Source organism: Salinivirga sp. (genome assembly GCF_055145285.1).
Genome location: NZ_JBSRDC010000038.1, coordinates 12,984 through 28,189, shown reverse-complemented (window position 1 = coordinate 28,189; position 15,206 = coordinate 12,984). Strand labels below are relative to the sequence as shown.

Genomic DNA, 15,206 nt, shown 5'->3' with positions numbered 1-15,206 from the left:
ATGAGAAAAACACTATTATTATCTACAGCCCTTTTGATTCTGTCATTTATCAGCTATGGACAGGTCTTTAATACTGGTCAAACCCTTAAACCAAAAAAATTTAGTCTCGGTATTGAGCCATCAGTCCTTATTAATGGCAGCTCAGAATTTATGGTTTTCCTTCACGGAGGTTATGGCCTCAAAAAGGGAATAGATTTTAGCTTAAAAGCCGGGTTTTTAAGTGCTTATGATGAGTATATTGGCGGTGATGTGGAGTTTGCTATTGGTCGGTATTTTTCTGTAATGGGCGGTGCGCACCATTTTGGGAACTTTGGCCTGGATGGTGCTATTTTGGGAACTTATCCCATCAGAAGCGATGTGCACATCTCTTCAGGGTTCGATATGGATATTAATTTTGTAGATGCAATTGATAATAATGATACCCCAAACGATACATCTGACGATAAGGAAACAACAGAAGCTCAATTTATTGGATGGATACCCATTTCTCTTGAAATTGAATTAAAGAAAAATATGTCATTTATTTTTGAAGTAGAGATTAACATTACCGATGATGGTTACCATTTTATTGGTGGCGGGTTGAATTTCTACATATAAAGAAGATATTTCACGGAGAGCATACTAAAAGTAGATTGCCTTTGACATTTCAAGTTGTCGGCTTCCAGGCGATTTTTCAGGCATAATCCTTTGCTCCGCTGTCCGCGTTCGCTGAAGCTATAGCGTTTCACCTGCGGCAAGCCTATGGCGACCGAAGGGAAGCGAAAGCGAAGCCGATATAGAAAGTGTTAGCAATTGCGGGAGCAATTGGTTTACATTTACATAATCGATTCAGTAATTTTGAATGCTGAATTTGGATTGAACGAATTCTCGATAGCGAAGCGGACCTCGATAAATAAAATGCAATTGTATCGTTGAGAAATAAATTTTTTCCTATTCTCGTTTGCTTGCAGTGAGGCAGCTCGTTTCATGCAAAGGTTTTTTTAAGTAATGTTTTGAGCTTATTTTATAGCAACTCAAAATAATACAAAAGAGATTATTAAACATCAGGGTGTCATCCGTTTATATTTTTGATTTTATTTATCGGATGGAACCTCCTTTTGACTTACACACAGAGCTGTAACTGTGTTCTTCCAAATAATCATGGTCGTGTGTGTTAAAAGTCTTGTCATGGAGGTTTCATTTTATCATTTTTTATTATCTTCGTGCCCTGAATAAAATTTTGCTAAACACGTAATATTAAGAATATGGCAACACTGGAGAAAATTCGGAACCGCATGGGACTGTTAGTATCGGTTGTAATAGGTATGGCCCTTTTGGCTTTTATCCTGGGCGACCTTTTTAGAGGCGGTACAAATTTAACATCAGATCAATTTGAATTAGCTGAAATAAATGGTTCCTCGGTTGATTATAGGAACTATCAGCAACGCCTTGAGGATGCACTCGAAAATGCAAAAAGAAATAGCGGTGAAAATACCCTTGATGACCAAACAAGATATCAGGTGCGCGATCAGGTATGGGAACAATTACTACAGGAGCGCATTATGGGTGAAGAGTTTGAAGAAGCCGGTGTAAATGTGAGCACAGAGGAGCTTAAAGACATGGTTGTTGGAAATAATATTCATCCTCAGATTCGACAGGCACAAGCTTTTCAAAATCCACAAACCGGACAATTTGACCCGGAGCGTGTGAGAATGTATATCTCTCAGCTTCAAAACGATCCTGAAGCGCGTCAACGGTGGATGGCATTTGAGCAAAGTCTTAAGCAGCAACGACTCAATAATAAGTATTATGCAGCGATACAGAAAGGCATGTATGTTACCGATAGTTATGCCAAACAAGCAGCTGTTGACCAACAAAAGAAAGTGGATTTTAAATATGTATCAATCCCTTATACAGATTTAAAAGACGAAGAAGTTACTATTAGTGATAGCGAGTTGGAAGCCTATTATGAGTCACACAAAAAAATGTTTAAGCAGGAGCAATCTTTGGATATGGAATATATATCATTCGCCATTGATCCTTCGCAGGCAGATATCGCAGCTATTAAATCAGAAGTTCAATCGCTTATACCTGAGCTTAAAGCTTCAGAAGTAGAAGCCCAGTTTGTGGCAGCTACATCCGATCAGCCTTTTAACGGTAAATATTACAAAAAAGGAGCCTACGAAAATGCTACCCTCGATTCAATTATGTTTACCGAGGAAGAAGGATATATCTATGGTCCATATCGTGAAAATGGCTATTTTAAGGTAGCAAAACTAACTCATGTGGATGAGCGTCCTGATACCATAAAAGTACGTCACATTGTTTTAATGCCCACCGAACAAAGAAGTGCTCAGCAAACGCAAAGCCTGGCTGATAGTTTAACTAAGGAACTGGAAGAAGGTGCGGATTTTGCCACTTTGGCACAGGAATATTCTGCTGACCAGGAAACAGCAAAAAAAGGCGGAGAGCTGGGTTGGAGCAAAGTAGAAGAAATCATATATTCAGAAGCATTACTCGATGCTGGTGTAGGCGAAATAATTCAGTTTCCTACCAATCAGTATGTATTTATTGCCCGTATGGATGAGGTAGGCAAAGAGGTTAAACAAGCACAACTTGCAGTTATCTCCCGTGAGATTGCACCTAGTGAAGATACCCGCGACAGTGTTTATCAGAAAGCCAGTAAGTTTGCTTCAAACCACAATTCTTTTAAAGAGTTTAACAGTGGTATAGAGAAACAGGGTCTTGTGAAGAAACAGGCCAATAACCTTACCCCAACAACCCGGCAGATTGCAGGGCTTGAGAATGCCAGAAATATCATTCGGGAAGCATTTTTTACCGAGGAAAATAAAATAATTGTAGACCGCAGCAGCCAGAGTCCAATTTTTGAACTTGGTGATAAATATGTAATTGGCACAGTAACCGGGAAGTATGAAGAAGGTTATGCCCCACTTGAAGAGGTAAGAGCCACTGTTGAGCGCGCAGTGAGAAAAGAAAAGAAAGCTCAAATGCTTGCAGATAAAATGCAGAAAGCTTTAAAACAAAGCAGCAACATTGAGGAGCTTGCTTCTGCACTTTCGACTGATGTAAAAATGAGCGAAGGTGTTTCTTTTGGTGCATTTAGTGTTCCGGGATTAGGCATGGAGCCTAAGGTGCAGGGTGTAGCTCAAGCACTGAACCAGGATGAGATTTCAGCTTCCATTGAAGGTAATAATGGGGTTTATGTAATCCAGGTTACCAATATTCAGGAACCAGGAGAAAACATTAATATTGCAATGCAAAAAAGATCTATTCAGCGAAATTACCTTACCAGGGTGCAAAGAGAAGTATTTGAGGTGTTGAAAGAAAATGCTGAAATTGATGACAAACGAATTAATTTTTATTAAAATATTTAGTTAACTAATTTAGAGGTTGATGTGAATGCTCTGCAATCACTCAACCTCTTTTTTATATCAGAAAAATGCCAATAAGTAATTCTGAGCAAAAATATTTACTCGCCCTGCAAATGATAGAAGGTGTTGGACCGGCTACCTTGCGACGGTTGGTCGATTTTGCCGGTTCTGCCTACGATGCATTTTTTTTGAATCAAAAACAATTAAAAGGTATTCCCCGGTTACACCCTAAACTTTCCAATGCCCTTGGCAATAAAAAAGTATTGGATGATGCAGAGACCGAACTGGAGTTTTGTAAAAAACACAGAATTAAAGTCCTTTCGTACCTTGATTCGGAATATCCCCAAAGATTGAAGCATTGTAAAGATGCTCCGGTAGTGCTTTTTTTTCAAGGCAATGTGGATTTAAATTACCGGAAAATTATTGGAATCGTTGGTACACGCAAAGCCACAGTTTACGGATCAAGTCTGGTCGAACGGTTAATCGAAGATTTGGCCGCACATCAGCATCAGGTGTTAGTGGTAAGTGGTCTGGCATACGGAATTGATATAGCCGCCCACAAAGCAGCTTTGGAAAATGGAATACCTACCATTGGCGTTATGGGAAGCGGTTCTGATGTGATATATCCTTCATCGCATCGAAATATTGTGAAAAAAATGTTGAATCATGGTGGTATAATCACAGAATTTCCAAAGGGAACAAAACCAGACCGTGGGAATTTTGTTACCCGCAACCGCGTGATAGCCGGCATGGTTGATGCCGTAATTGTTGCAGAATCCGGGGAAAAGGGTGGCGCTCTGATTACTGCAGATATGGCTTTTTCTTATAATCGCGATGTTTTTGCTTTCCCCGGAAAAGTTGGCGATACCTATTCCGCAGGATGTAATAAACTCATTAAAACTCAAAAAGCCGCCCTGCTCGAATCCGTTTCCGATTTGGAGTATTTCATGAACTGGTCTCCGGAGACCGCAGTTACCGAACCGGTACAAACTTCACTCTTCGAAGGGCTAACACCGGAAGAGCGAACTATAATGGAACTTATTGTTCAGGATGGCATGGTTGCTGTTGATTATTTATCCGCAAAACTGGCTTTACCCGTCAGTCATGTTTCTGGTGTGTTGTTAGGTCTGGAATTGAAAAATATGGTAAAGTCTTTGCCGGGTAATCAATATACAAAATCTGTTTAAAATATGCCACTCATAGATACGCATGCACATCTTTATCTTCCAGAGTTCATTGAAGATATTGATGAAGTGATGAACCGGGCCAGACAAAGTGGAATTGAGCACATATTACTCCCAAACATTGATTCTGAATCTATACAACCATTATTGAATCTTGTTGAACAATATCCACAGGAGTTATTGCCCATGATGGGCTTACACCCAACTTCTGTCAATGCCGATTATGAGTCAGCGTTGGAAATTATAAAGGATACATTGCAGCAATCAAAATTTTATGCCATCGGCGAAATAGGTATTGACTTGTATTGGGATAAAACATTTTTCCAGGAGCAGGTGAAAGCCTTTAAAGCGCAGATAGAAATAGCTTTAGCGTTCGATTTGCCTATTGTAGTGCATGCCCGCGATTCTTTCGATGAAATTTTACAGGTTCTTGAAGAATACAAAAACACAAAACTCAGGGGCGTTTTACATAGTTTTACAGGTACATTGAAACAAGCTTTGCAAGCTATAAATCTAGGATTCTACTTAGGCGTTGGCGGAATATCAACATTTAAAAATTCCGGCGTTGGCGAAGTAATTGCGCAACAACCATTGGACAAACTTATACTTGAAACCGATAGTCCCTATTTAGCCCCAACACCCAAACGTGGTAAACGCAATGAAAGCTCGTTTGTGAAATTTGTGGCAGAAAAACTGGCGCTGAATAAACATATGCAGGTTTCTGATATAGAAAGTATAACCACCGCCAATGCGAAAAAATTATTTAGGTTATGAGTAATCAACCCCGAATACTATTACTTTATACCGGTGGTACCATAGGAATGGTAAATAACCCGGCCACAGGGGCTTTGATGCCCTTTAACTTTGAACATATGGCCAGCCAGGTGCCGGAGCTACAAAAACTGGGCGTTGATTTGCATGCCATAACTTTTGATCCAATTATCGACAGTTCCGATATGCGACCCGACTATTGGATAGAAATGGCACAAATAATTTATGACAATTATGAGAATTATGACGGCTTTGTAGTTTTGCAGGGTACAGATACCATGGCCTACAGTGCCTCTGCAATGAGTTTCATCCTGCAGGACCTGTCCAAACCAATAATCTTTACAGGTTCCCAGTTGCCCATTGGAACAATTAGAACCGATGGTAAAGAAAATTTAATTACATCCATTGAAATAGCAGCCGACCACAAAGATGGCAAAGCCATTGTTCCGGAAGTGTGCGTGTATTTTGAGAATCAGCTTTTCAGGGGTAATCGCACCACAAAACATAATGCTGAGTATTTTTATGCATTCCGTTCCGATAATTATCCGGCATTGGCAGAAGCCGGAATAGATATTCACTATAACCACAACGCTATTTTGCCCATAAGTTCAAATAAAAAACCCGCATTTCATAAAACATTCGATCAATCGATTGCCATGCTGCGCTTGTTTCCGGGCATTACAAAACAGGTTGTGGAGCAAATTTGCAACATGGATGGACTCCGGGGTTTGGTAATACAGTCGTATGGTGCAGGCAATGTAATGACCGATGAGTGGTTTACGGAGGTTATGAAATATACTGTAAACCAAGGTGTATACGTTATCAATGTAACTCAGTGCCGTGCCGGCGGTGTGAAAATGGGAAAATATGAGAGTAGTAAGGGTTTGATAGATGCCGGTGTATGGAGCGGATACGATATGAGTCTTGAAGCAGCTTTAACAAAACTGATGTACGTGTTGGGCGAAAAAATGAACAGGGAAGAAGCCTCAGCATGTTTTAAAAAATCTTTGAGCGGGGAAATAAATACAAATTTAATCATGGAGGAATGATAATTTTTTGTAATTTGCCGCTTGTTTTTAGCGTGTATATTGCGTGAAACGGAGGGGTGGCCGAGTGGCTTAAGGCGCACGCCTGGAAAGCGTGTTTACCCGAGAGGGTAGCGTGGGTTCGAATCCCACTCCCTCCGCCTTTGATATTCCATAAAAACTAATTAATTTTGACAACGGATTGAACATTTAAACTAAATCTAAATTTTAAACCATGAGAAAGTTACTTGCATTAATCGCTGTTTTTGGGATGCTTACTTTTGGTGCATCCAGCATGGTCCTTGCACAGGATGAAACCGAAGCAGATACAACTAAAACAGAACAAGTGAGCGACACTGCTGCAACGGAGGACGTTGCAGGTATGACTGCGGCTGCAGACGAAGCCACTGAAGAAGAAACCAAAGATGAAAACATCCACCAGATATTGAAACAAAAATTCATTGAAGGTGGTGCCGGTTTTATGGGTGTTGTTTTACTTGCTTTGATTTTTGGTCTTGCCCTGGCAATTGAAAGGATCATTTATCTTAACCTCGCTTCAACAAACACTGAAAAACTGTTAGAAGATGTTGAACAAGCACTTGAAAACGAAGGTGTGGAAGCTGCAAAAGAAGTTTGCCGCAACACCCGTGGACCTGTTGCTTCAATTTTCTATCAGGGTCTGAGTCGAATCGACGAAGGAATGGAAGTTGTTGAAAAGTCTGTTATTTCATACGGAAGTGTTCAGATGGGACTTCTTGAGAAAGGCCTTACCTGGATCTCACTTTTCATCTCGCTTGCCCCTATGCTTGGTTTTATGGGTACGGTAATTGGTATGATCGGCGCATTTGACTCTATCGAAGCTGCTGGTGATATCTCTCCATCACTCGTTGCCGGAGGTATTAAGGTGGCTCTTATTACTACAGTATCTGGTCTTATTGTAGCCATGATCCTTCAGGTATTCTACAACTACATCGTTTCTAAAATCGATGCTATTGTGAACAATATGGAAGATGCTTCCATTACTCTTGTAGATATTATTACCAAGTATGTGAATAAATAATAATCTGATTGACTATGTCTGATCGTATTTCAAAAATAACCAGTATATTATCGTATATCTTGTTTGCGATTTCGATAGTTTTTGGTGCGCTGTACTACTATACAGTTGTCACAATGGAAGCTGTTCCTGAATCTATTCAGATTCCATTGGAGAAAACCAAATTTACTATGGAGCAAATGGGATCATCACTGGATAATTTTGTGCTGGTAGTTTACCTTTTAATAGGTCTTGCTGCCCTTTCTACAATATTATTCAGTATTGTCAACATATTCAAAAGTGCAAAAACAGCCAAGCGTAGCTTAATTTCATTGTTAGTTTTGGCTGCTGTTATCTTTGTGGCTTTCTTGTTGTCCTCAAACGAAATTCCTCAGTTCTTTGGGGCTGAGAAATTCGATATTACACCATTTATGTCACAAAGTGTGGGTACCGGACTTATTTCAATGTACCTGTTTTTTGCTCTTGCTGTACTCGGTATTTTATATACTGAGGTTCGAGGCGCTTTTAAATAATGAATTGAATTCGCCATGATTAATGGTGGGTTTAAAAAAAGAAGTTTATGGCTCGTCAAAATAAACAAGAAATCAATGCAGGATCAATGGCCGACATTGCGTTTTTGCTCTTGATTTTCTTCCTTGTGACTACCACCATGGATACCGACTCAGGTTTGGCAAGGCAGTTGCCCCCAATGCCTGATGAGGAACAGCCACAGGATGAAAATAAAATTAAAGAGCGGAACCTTTTAATCGTCTTGATCAATAAGCAGGACAGATTGCTCGTAAACGGTGAACAAATGTTGGTTAATAACCTCAGAGAAAAAACCCATGAGTTTATTACCAATCCCGGAAATGCAGAGAATTTGCCTGAGAAAAAATATGAGGTCGTGAAAGTTAAGAATCCGGATTATTATCCCGGTAGCGACTTGCCTAAAAAAGTGCCGCATAAGCTTTTTGAGCAGCGCTATCCGGATGGATACCCTATTTCTAAAGGGGTTGTCTCGTTGCAGAATGACCGCGGAACCTCATACAAACGCTATATCGAAGTACAAAATGAGTTGGTAGCCGCCTATAACAAGGCTCGTAACGAACTGTCTATGCGTATGTTTCAGAAACCATACGACGAACTGAGTAATGAGGCAGATGTGGAAGCTATTCGTGAGGCTATCCCTCAACGTATTTCAGAGGCTGAACCTAAAAACATAGGAGAATAATTATGGCTTCAAAATTTGAAAGAAAAGGTAAATCGGGCGGTACACCCGGAATCAATACAGCTTCATTGCCTGATATTGTGTTTATGCTGCTTTTCTTTTTCATGGTAAGTACCACTATGCGTGAAACAGAGCTTAAAGTACAGGTGTCTGTACCAGAGGCTACTGAACTTACCAAGTTGAAGAAAAAATCACTCGTAAGTTATATTTATGTAGGAGAGCCCAAACGCAACTATCAGAAGTTTTTTGGTTCTGAACCTCGTATTCAGCTCAATGATGCCTTTAAGCAAGTAAAAGATATTCCTGATTATATTGCTGCCGAGCGCGAAGCTCGCGACGAAAATGAACGTCCATTTATGACTACTTCATTAAAAATTGATGAACAGGTTAGAATGGGAATTGTTACAGATATTAAACAGGAACTGCGTAAAGCCAATGCACTGAAAATTAACTATTCTACGAAAAAGAAAATCCAATAATACGGATATAGATTACTTAAAAAGGGAGGCCATGGCTTCCCTTTTTTTGTTTGGTGAAATTGACGCTTTTCATTATATTTATAGGCAGAACACTGCAAAGCGAAATCTAAAATTTGCATTTTAGTATAGTCAAGTAAACTTGTATGACATGAAGCACGTCTTAGTACCGGTCGATTTTAGTGAGGATTCTGTGAACGCCCTGGAAATGGCAATTGCCTTTGCCAACGAGATGAACCACGATGTTCGAATGATTCACGTCATTAAAGATGCCGTTTTTTATCAACGTAACTTTTCACTGACCAATTTGGTAAATGTGAAAAACGAAACAGTCATTGATAATCTGAAAAAACTTGTTGAGCAGTATAAACCCAAAACCAAACACAATATCGATTTCCGTATCAGAAGTGGTAAAATTTATAATGAAATAGCCAATCAGGCAAAATATGGCGAAGCTGAATTGATTGTTATTGGGTCGCATGGTACCAGTGGGTTTGAAGAATTGTGGCTTGGCAGCAACGCTTATAAGGTTGTCAATAATTCCCCCTGCCCTGTACTTAGTTTACGTAATTCTTATAAAAGACACCAAATTAACAGAATTGTATTACCTATAGACGATACGCCGGAGACCCGTCAAAAAGTTCCCTATGCAGCGCGAATCGCTAAGGAATTTAACGCCGAGATACACCTGCTACAGGTTTCTGAAACCAATAAAGAAAGTGTAATGGTTCGTATTACCGACTATGCCAATCAGGTTGCAAATTTTTTTGACAATAACGATATCGATTATGTGCAGGAGCTGATTGTTGGGAGCAACCTGACAGATATTACCATAGATTATGCCATGCGAAAAGATGCTGACCTTATCTCAATAATGACAGAACAATCTGAAAGCACTAAAAATATATGGTTAGGACCTTATGCCCAACAAATGGTCAATCACTCACCTATACCGATACTCAGTATTCAACCTTATTGATTTATTTTGTGAATACATACAATTGAATAATTTTGTACGTTTGTAGTGCTTAAAACCAATTACTAATTTGGGGCTTATTTATATGAATGTAATGAAAATAAAAGTTTTCATACTGCTCTGGTTGTTGCCTTTCGCTGCTATAGCGCAAAGTGATACAGCTTCCATTTTTAAAATATTTAGAGATACAACCGGGGGCAGAAAGGCTGTTAATGTTCATCAGGACCCACTCATCCGTTTAATGGTGGATCGCGATATTACAATTAATCAACGACATCGGGGCATAGCCGATGGTTACCGGATACAAATATTCAGTAGTTTTGGAAATGACTCCCGCGAGCGTTCAAAAGACATACGAATTAATTTTTTAACTGAGTTTTCAAATTTTGACCCTGTACGTGTTTATTCTTCTTATGAACCACCTTTTATTAAGGTTAGAGTTGGCGACTACCGTAACCGGCATGAAGCCCTCGAAGATTATCGTGAAATTGTGGAAAAATATCCGGATAGTTATATTGTAAAAACCAGGATCAATTATCCTGAATTAAAGGCAGAAGAATAATTGTCAATCAATAGCTTAAGAATGCATCGGAAATGAATCTATCGGAAAGGCAGCTCAGGCAAAAAGCCATGGATATACGCATCAGCGTTATAGAATCGCTGGCTGCTGCAGGCTCCGGTCATCTTGGTGGCAGCTTAGGTTTGGCCGATATTTTCACTACGCTATACTTTAACGAGCTTAACCATGAGTCACAAAACCCAAAGTGGGCAAACAGAGACAGGCTCGTGCTTTCTATCGGACATGTTGCCCCTGTTTTTTATGCTTCACTTGCCCATGCAGGTTATTTTTCAACCGCCGAACTAAAGACTTTAAGAAAGTTAGGTTCCAGACTGCAGGGACATCCTGCAACAGATCATCAAACACCGGGCCTCGAGACTTCTGCAGGATCTCTGGGGCAAGGCCTCAGTATTGCTTTAGGTATGGCATTGGCAGCAAAACATGATCATGCCAAACATCGGGTTTTTTCTATTCACGGCGATGGCGAGTTACAAGAGGGTTCGATTTGGGAGGCTGCCATGGCAGCAGGTTACTATAAACTTGATAATATGGTGGCCATTGTCGACCGAAACCGATTACAGATTGATGGCCCTACAGAGAAAGTAATGAAAATAGAACCTTTGGCAGAGAAATTGGAAGCTTTTAATTGGCAAGTGCATGAATGTAATGGAAATAGTATACATGAAATTTTGAGTTGTTTTACTAAAGTTAGAGCAACGACCGGTAAACCCCAGGTCATTATAGCTAATACCCGAATGGGTGCTGGTGTGGCTGAGGTTGAAAATGATTATACCTGGCATGGAAAACCTCCTGGCCAGCAAGATGTGGATAATTTTATAGCACAGGTAAAGCAGAGTTATCATGAAAATTCGTGATTATATTCCAACCCGGGTGGGTTTTGGGAAAGGTTTGAAAGAAGCAGCAGACCATGAACCGCGAATTATTGGACTGGGCGCAGATATTACAGGGTCGGTCAATATGAATTATTTTAAAGAGGCCCATCCAGAGCGTTTTTATTCTCTCGGCATTGCTGAACAAAATATTACCGGCGTGGCAGCCGGCCTGGCCCTCGAAGGGAAAATACCGGTTATGGCCACCTATGGCGTTTTTTCTGCCATGCGCAACACGGATCAGGTCCGTATTTCTGTTTGCTTCAATAATTTACACGTTATAATTGGTGGAGCCCATGCCGGGGTTTCTGTCGGCCCCGATGGCGCTACGCATCAGGCACTCGAAGATATTGCTGTAATGCGTTCGTTGCCTAATATGACAGTTTTATCACCATGCGATGCAACACAAACCAATCAGGCAATAAAGGCGGCCATAAATAACCAGACCGGGCCGGTTTATCTACGTTTCGGACGCGAAGCTGTACCCGATTTTATGCCAGAAGATATCCCGTTTGAAATAGGTAAAGGGCAGCTCTTGAAAACAGGCGAAGATGTTACAATAGTTGCCACAGGCCACCTTGTTTGGGAAGCATTAATGGCCGCAGCAGAATTAGAAAAAGCCGGCGTATCGGTCAGGGTGATTAATCTTCACACTATTAAACCAATCGACCGTAAAATATTAATTGAAGCGTCGGTGGAAACCGGTGCCATAGTATCTGCAGAAGAACATCAAATAATGGGTGGAATGGGGAGTGCTGTTGCCGAGGTGCTGGTTGAGCATGCACCATGCCCGATGAAATTTATTGGTGTTCAGAATACTTTTGGAGAATCGGGGCAACCCGGAGAGTTGATGGAAAAATATAAATTAAAGTCAAAACATATTGTCAAAGCAGCCCATGAGGTGCTGATAAATAAAGCAAAACAATGAGTGAGTTAATTAAACATGAGTGTGGATTTGCCTTTATAAGGCTCCTGAAACCATTGGAATATTTCCAATCGAAATACGGTAACTGGATGTATGGGATTAATCGTATGTATCTGATGATGGAGAAACAGCGAAACCGGGGACAGGATGGGGCAGGTTTGGTTTCGGTGAAACTCGATACATTACCGGGAACCCGCTATATTAACCGTACACGCTCAAATTCTTCACAACCTATTGTTGATGTTTTTAACGAGGTTCGTAAGCCCGTTGAAGCTATAGAACAAGAAAACCCCGAATTACTTAAGGATGCTCAATGGGCCAAAAGCAATATGTCTTTTGCCGGTGAGATTTACCTTGGACATTTGCGGTACGGGACATTTGGGAAAAACGATATTGACAATGTACACCCGGTAATTCGCGAGAACAACTGGAAAAGTAAGAATCTTGCGGTAGCTGGTAATTTTAATCTGACCAACGTGGAAGAGATGTTTCAGTCATTGGTAGACCTGGGGCAGCACCCCAAAGGTTACAGCGACACAGTTACCATTCTGGAGCAGATAGGACATCAATTAGATGAAGAAAACCAGGCATTGTTTGACAGGCTCAAGAAACATGGCTTAACACATAAAGAAATAAGTGCAGCTATTGCACGCGACCTCGATTTAAAAAAGATATTATCAAATGCCAGCGAGGGCTGGGATGGTGGTTACATTATTGCCGGTATCATTGGCCATGGCGATGCTTTTATGATGCGTGATATTAATGGAATTCGCCCTGCCTGGTATTATGCCGATGATGAAATCGTGGTGGGAGCATCGGAACGGGCTGTTATACAAACAGTCATGAAACTTCCGGAAGAAAAAATTAGGCCTGTTAAACCCGGGCATGCTGTTATTGTGAAGAAAAACGGTACCTGGAGCGAGGAAAAGATCAAAGAACCCGGCGAGCAGTTGTCGTGTTCTTTTGAGCGTATTTATTTTTCGCGCGGTAGTGACCGCGAAATATACAATGAACGCAAAAAGCTTGGAGAACTAATTGTACCACAACTCATTGAGGCTGTGGATGGAGAGTTGGACCAGTCGGTATTCTCATTTATTCCCAATACTTCCGAAACCGCGTTTTATGGCATGATGAAAGGGATTGAAACCCATATGCTGCAGCAAAAAATGGAAGATATAACCAGTATTGATGCCGATCATACAAAAGAGGAGTTGCAAAAGATTATCAATACCCGCCCGCGGGTCGAGAAAATTACCATTAAAGATGTAAAACTTCGCACTTTTATTACTGGTGATGAGTCGCGCGATGATTTGGTGGAGCATGTTTACGATATCACCTATGGGACAGTTAAAGCACATCAGGATAATCTTGTGGTTATTGATGATTCCATTGTACGGGGTACAACCCTGCGCCGCAGTATTTTGCGCATCCTGGACAGGTTAAATCCTAAACGGATAGTCGTGGTGTCTTCTTCGCCACAAATCAGATACCCCGATTGCTATGGTATTGATATGGCTAAGCTATCAGATTTTATTGCCTTCAATGCTGCAATTGAGTTATTGAAAGACCGTGGACAATACTTCATTATTAATGAAGTGTATAAGAAATGTAAGGAGCAGGAGCATTTGCCTAAAGAACAGGTGAAAAATCACGTAAAGGAGATTTATGCACCATTTAAAGCTGAGGAGATATCAGATAAAATTGCCGAATTGATGCATGGCGGAATCAATGCAGAGGTTAAAGTTGTTTATCAGTCAATAGAAAATTTGCATGAAGCAATTCCAAACGATAAAGGCGACTGGTATTTTACAGGAAATTATCCGACAGCCGGTGGTAATAAAGTGGTGAACCAGTCATTTATCAACTATATTGAGGGTAAAAACGAAAGGGCATATTAACGTTTGTGTTTTTTAGAGAGCAAAGGCAACGGAAATTATAAAAAGGTTGTTTTTTCAACAAAACCACCCGTCAATACCTTAGTTTGGTAAACAATAGATATGTCTAATCAGGAATTTTATCAATCCATAGCGCCTTATTACGATCATATTTTTCCCATTAAGCAACCTGCTGTGGAATTTACCCGGCAGTTTTTACCTGTTGATGCTATGGTACTTGATGCCGGCTGTGCGACCGGTAATATGGCTGCAGCCCTGGCTCCTCATTGCAAATATGTGGATGCATTCGATCTTGACCCGGATATGATTAATATTGCAAAGGAGAAGACCACCTCTATAAAAAATCTGTCATTTTTTGTGGGTGACATGCTGAAGATGGAACCTCAGTTTGGGTCGAATCAGTATGATTTGATTCTTTGCTATGGTAATACCCTTGTGCATTTGCTTTCTGAAGGGAAAGTATTGCATTTTCTAACTCAGGCATACCGGCTGCTACATAGCAAAGCTTATTTGCTAATTCAGATATTGAACTACAACTATATTCTTAATGAAAAGGTCGAAGAGCTTCCTTTGATTGATAATGATTTTGTGCATTTCAGACGTAGTTATGAATTTGAGGAGGGTAGTAAGGTTATGAATTTCCAAACAGCATTGACCATTAAAGGCACCGCACAGCAAATTGAAAATATTGCGCCATTGTATGCGCTTCGACCTCCGGATTTGTATAAACTGCTCCAAGAAGCCGGTTTCAAGCATATAGAAATGTATAGTTCTTACAAGAAAGATGCTTTATCTGATGAAAAATTACCACTGGTGGTAAAGGCTGTTAAAGTTTAATGTGGAATAAGCATATGTTCTTACTGCGCATGC

Annotated in this window: 15 protein-coding genes and 1 tRNA gene; all 16 read left to right on the top strand. The window is 40.4% G+C overall.

Annotation, left to right across the window (positions count from 1 at the left end; all coding sequences use genetic code 11):
- The 16 genes from ACTB0Y_RS07410 (at position 1) to ACTB0Y_RS07335 (ending at position 15,173) form a co-directional block, all read left to right on the top strand.
- Positions 1–597: a hypothetical protein gene (locus ACTB0Y_RS07410; protein ID WP_463206177.1), complete on the top strand. Its 597-nt coding sequence runs from the start codon at positions 1–3 to the stop codon at positions 595–597.
- Between the two features lie 647 nt (positions 598–1,244).
- A complete protein-coding gene (locus tag ACTB0Y_RS07405) occupies positions 1,245–3,365 on the top strand; it encodes a SurA N-terminal domain-containing protein (RefSeq protein WP_463206176.1) in 2,121 nt (706 codons plus the stop codon).
- A gap of 74 nt (positions 3,366–3,439) precedes the next feature.
- Positions 3,440–4,558: a DNA-processing protein DprA gene (gene dprA / locus ACTB0Y_RS07400; RefSeq protein WP_463206175.1), complete on the top strand. Its 1,119-nt coding sequence runs from the start codon at positions 3,440–3,442 to the stop codon at positions 4,556–4,558.
- 3 nt (positions 4,559–4,561) lie between these two features.
- Positions 4,562–5,329, top strand: a complete 768-nt coding sequence (locus ACTB0Y_RS07395) for a TatD family hydrolase (protein WP_463206174.1) — start codon at positions 4,562–4,564, stop codon at positions 5,327–5,329.
- Positions 5,326–6,375 (top strand): asparaginase, encoded by a 1,050-nt coding sequence (locus ACTB0Y_RS07390; protein WP_463206173.1) that lies wholly within the window; start codon positions 5,326–5,328, stop codon positions 6,373–6,375. The genes ACTB0Y_RS07395 and ACTB0Y_RS07390 overlap by 4 nt, the downstream gene beginning before the upstream one ends.
- Positions 6,376–6,425: 50 nt before the next feature.
- A tRNA-Ser gene (locus ACTB0Y_RS07385) sits at positions 6,426–6,512 on the top strand.
- A gap of 74 nt (positions 6,513–6,586) precedes the next feature.
- Entirely contained in the window at positions 6,587–7,411 is an 825-nt protein-coding gene (locus ACTB0Y_RS07380) for a MotA/TolQ/ExbB proton channel family protein (RefSeq protein WP_463206172.1), read from the top strand.
- Positions 7,412–7,425: 14 nt separating this feature from the next.
- Positions 7,426–7,920 carry a hypothetical protein gene (locus ACTB0Y_RS07375; RefSeq protein WP_463206171.1) on the top strand — a complete coding sequence of 165 codons (495 nt, stop codon included), beginning with the start codon at positions 7,426–7,428 and terminating at the stop codon, positions 7,918–7,920.
- Positions 7,921–7,967: 47 nt separating this feature from the next.
- Positions 7,968–8,618, top strand: coding sequence for an ExbD/TolR family protein (locus tag ACTB0Y_RS07370; protein WP_463206170.1), 651 nt, complete (start codon positions 7,968–7,970; stop codon positions 8,616–8,618).
- Positions 8,619–8,620: 2 nt separating this feature from the next.
- Positions 8,621–9,094, top strand: coding sequence for an ExbD/TolR family protein (locus ACTB0Y_RS07365; protein ID WP_463206169.1), 474 nt, complete (start codon positions 8,621–8,623; stop codon positions 9,092–9,094).
- Between the two features lie 148 nt (positions 9,095–9,242).
- Positions 9,243–10,070, top strand: a complete 828-nt coding sequence (locus ACTB0Y_RS07360) for a universal stress protein (protein WP_463206168.1) — start codon at positions 9,243–9,245, stop codon at positions 10,068–10,070.
- A 91-nt stretch (positions 10,071–10,161) separates the two neighbouring features.
- On the top strand, positions 10,162–10,629 hold the full coding sequence (locus tag ACTB0Y_RS07355; protein ID WP_463206167.1) for a hypothetical protein: 468 nt from the start codon (positions 10,162–10,164) through the stop codon (positions 10,627–10,629).
- 32 nt (positions 10,630–10,661) lie between these two features.
- On the top strand, positions 10,662–11,501 hold the full coding sequence (locus tag ACTB0Y_RS07350; RefSeq protein WP_463206166.1) for a transketolase: 840 nt from the start codon (positions 10,662–10,664) through the stop codon (positions 11,499–11,501).
- Positions 11,488–12,444: a transketolase family protein gene (locus ACTB0Y_RS07345; protein ID WP_463206165.1), complete on the top strand. Its 957-nt coding sequence runs from the start codon at positions 11,488–11,490 to the stop codon at positions 12,442–12,444. The genes ACTB0Y_RS07350 and ACTB0Y_RS07345 overlap by 14 nt, the downstream gene beginning before the upstream one ends.
- On the top strand, positions 12,441–14,339 hold the full coding sequence (locus ACTB0Y_RS07340) for an amidophosphoribosyltransferase (RefSeq protein WP_463206164.1): 1,899 nt from the start codon (positions 12,441–12,443) through the stop codon (positions 14,337–14,339). Before ACTB0Y_RS07345 ends, ACTB0Y_RS07340 begins: the two co-directional genes overlap by 4 nt.
- 99 nt (positions 14,340–14,438) lie before the next feature.
- Positions 14,439–15,173, top strand: coding sequence for a class I SAM-dependent methyltransferase (locus ACTB0Y_RS07335; protein ID WP_463206163.1), 735 nt, complete (start codon positions 14,439–14,441; stop codon positions 15,171–15,173).
- Positions 15,174–15,206: the final 33 nt, after the last annotated feature.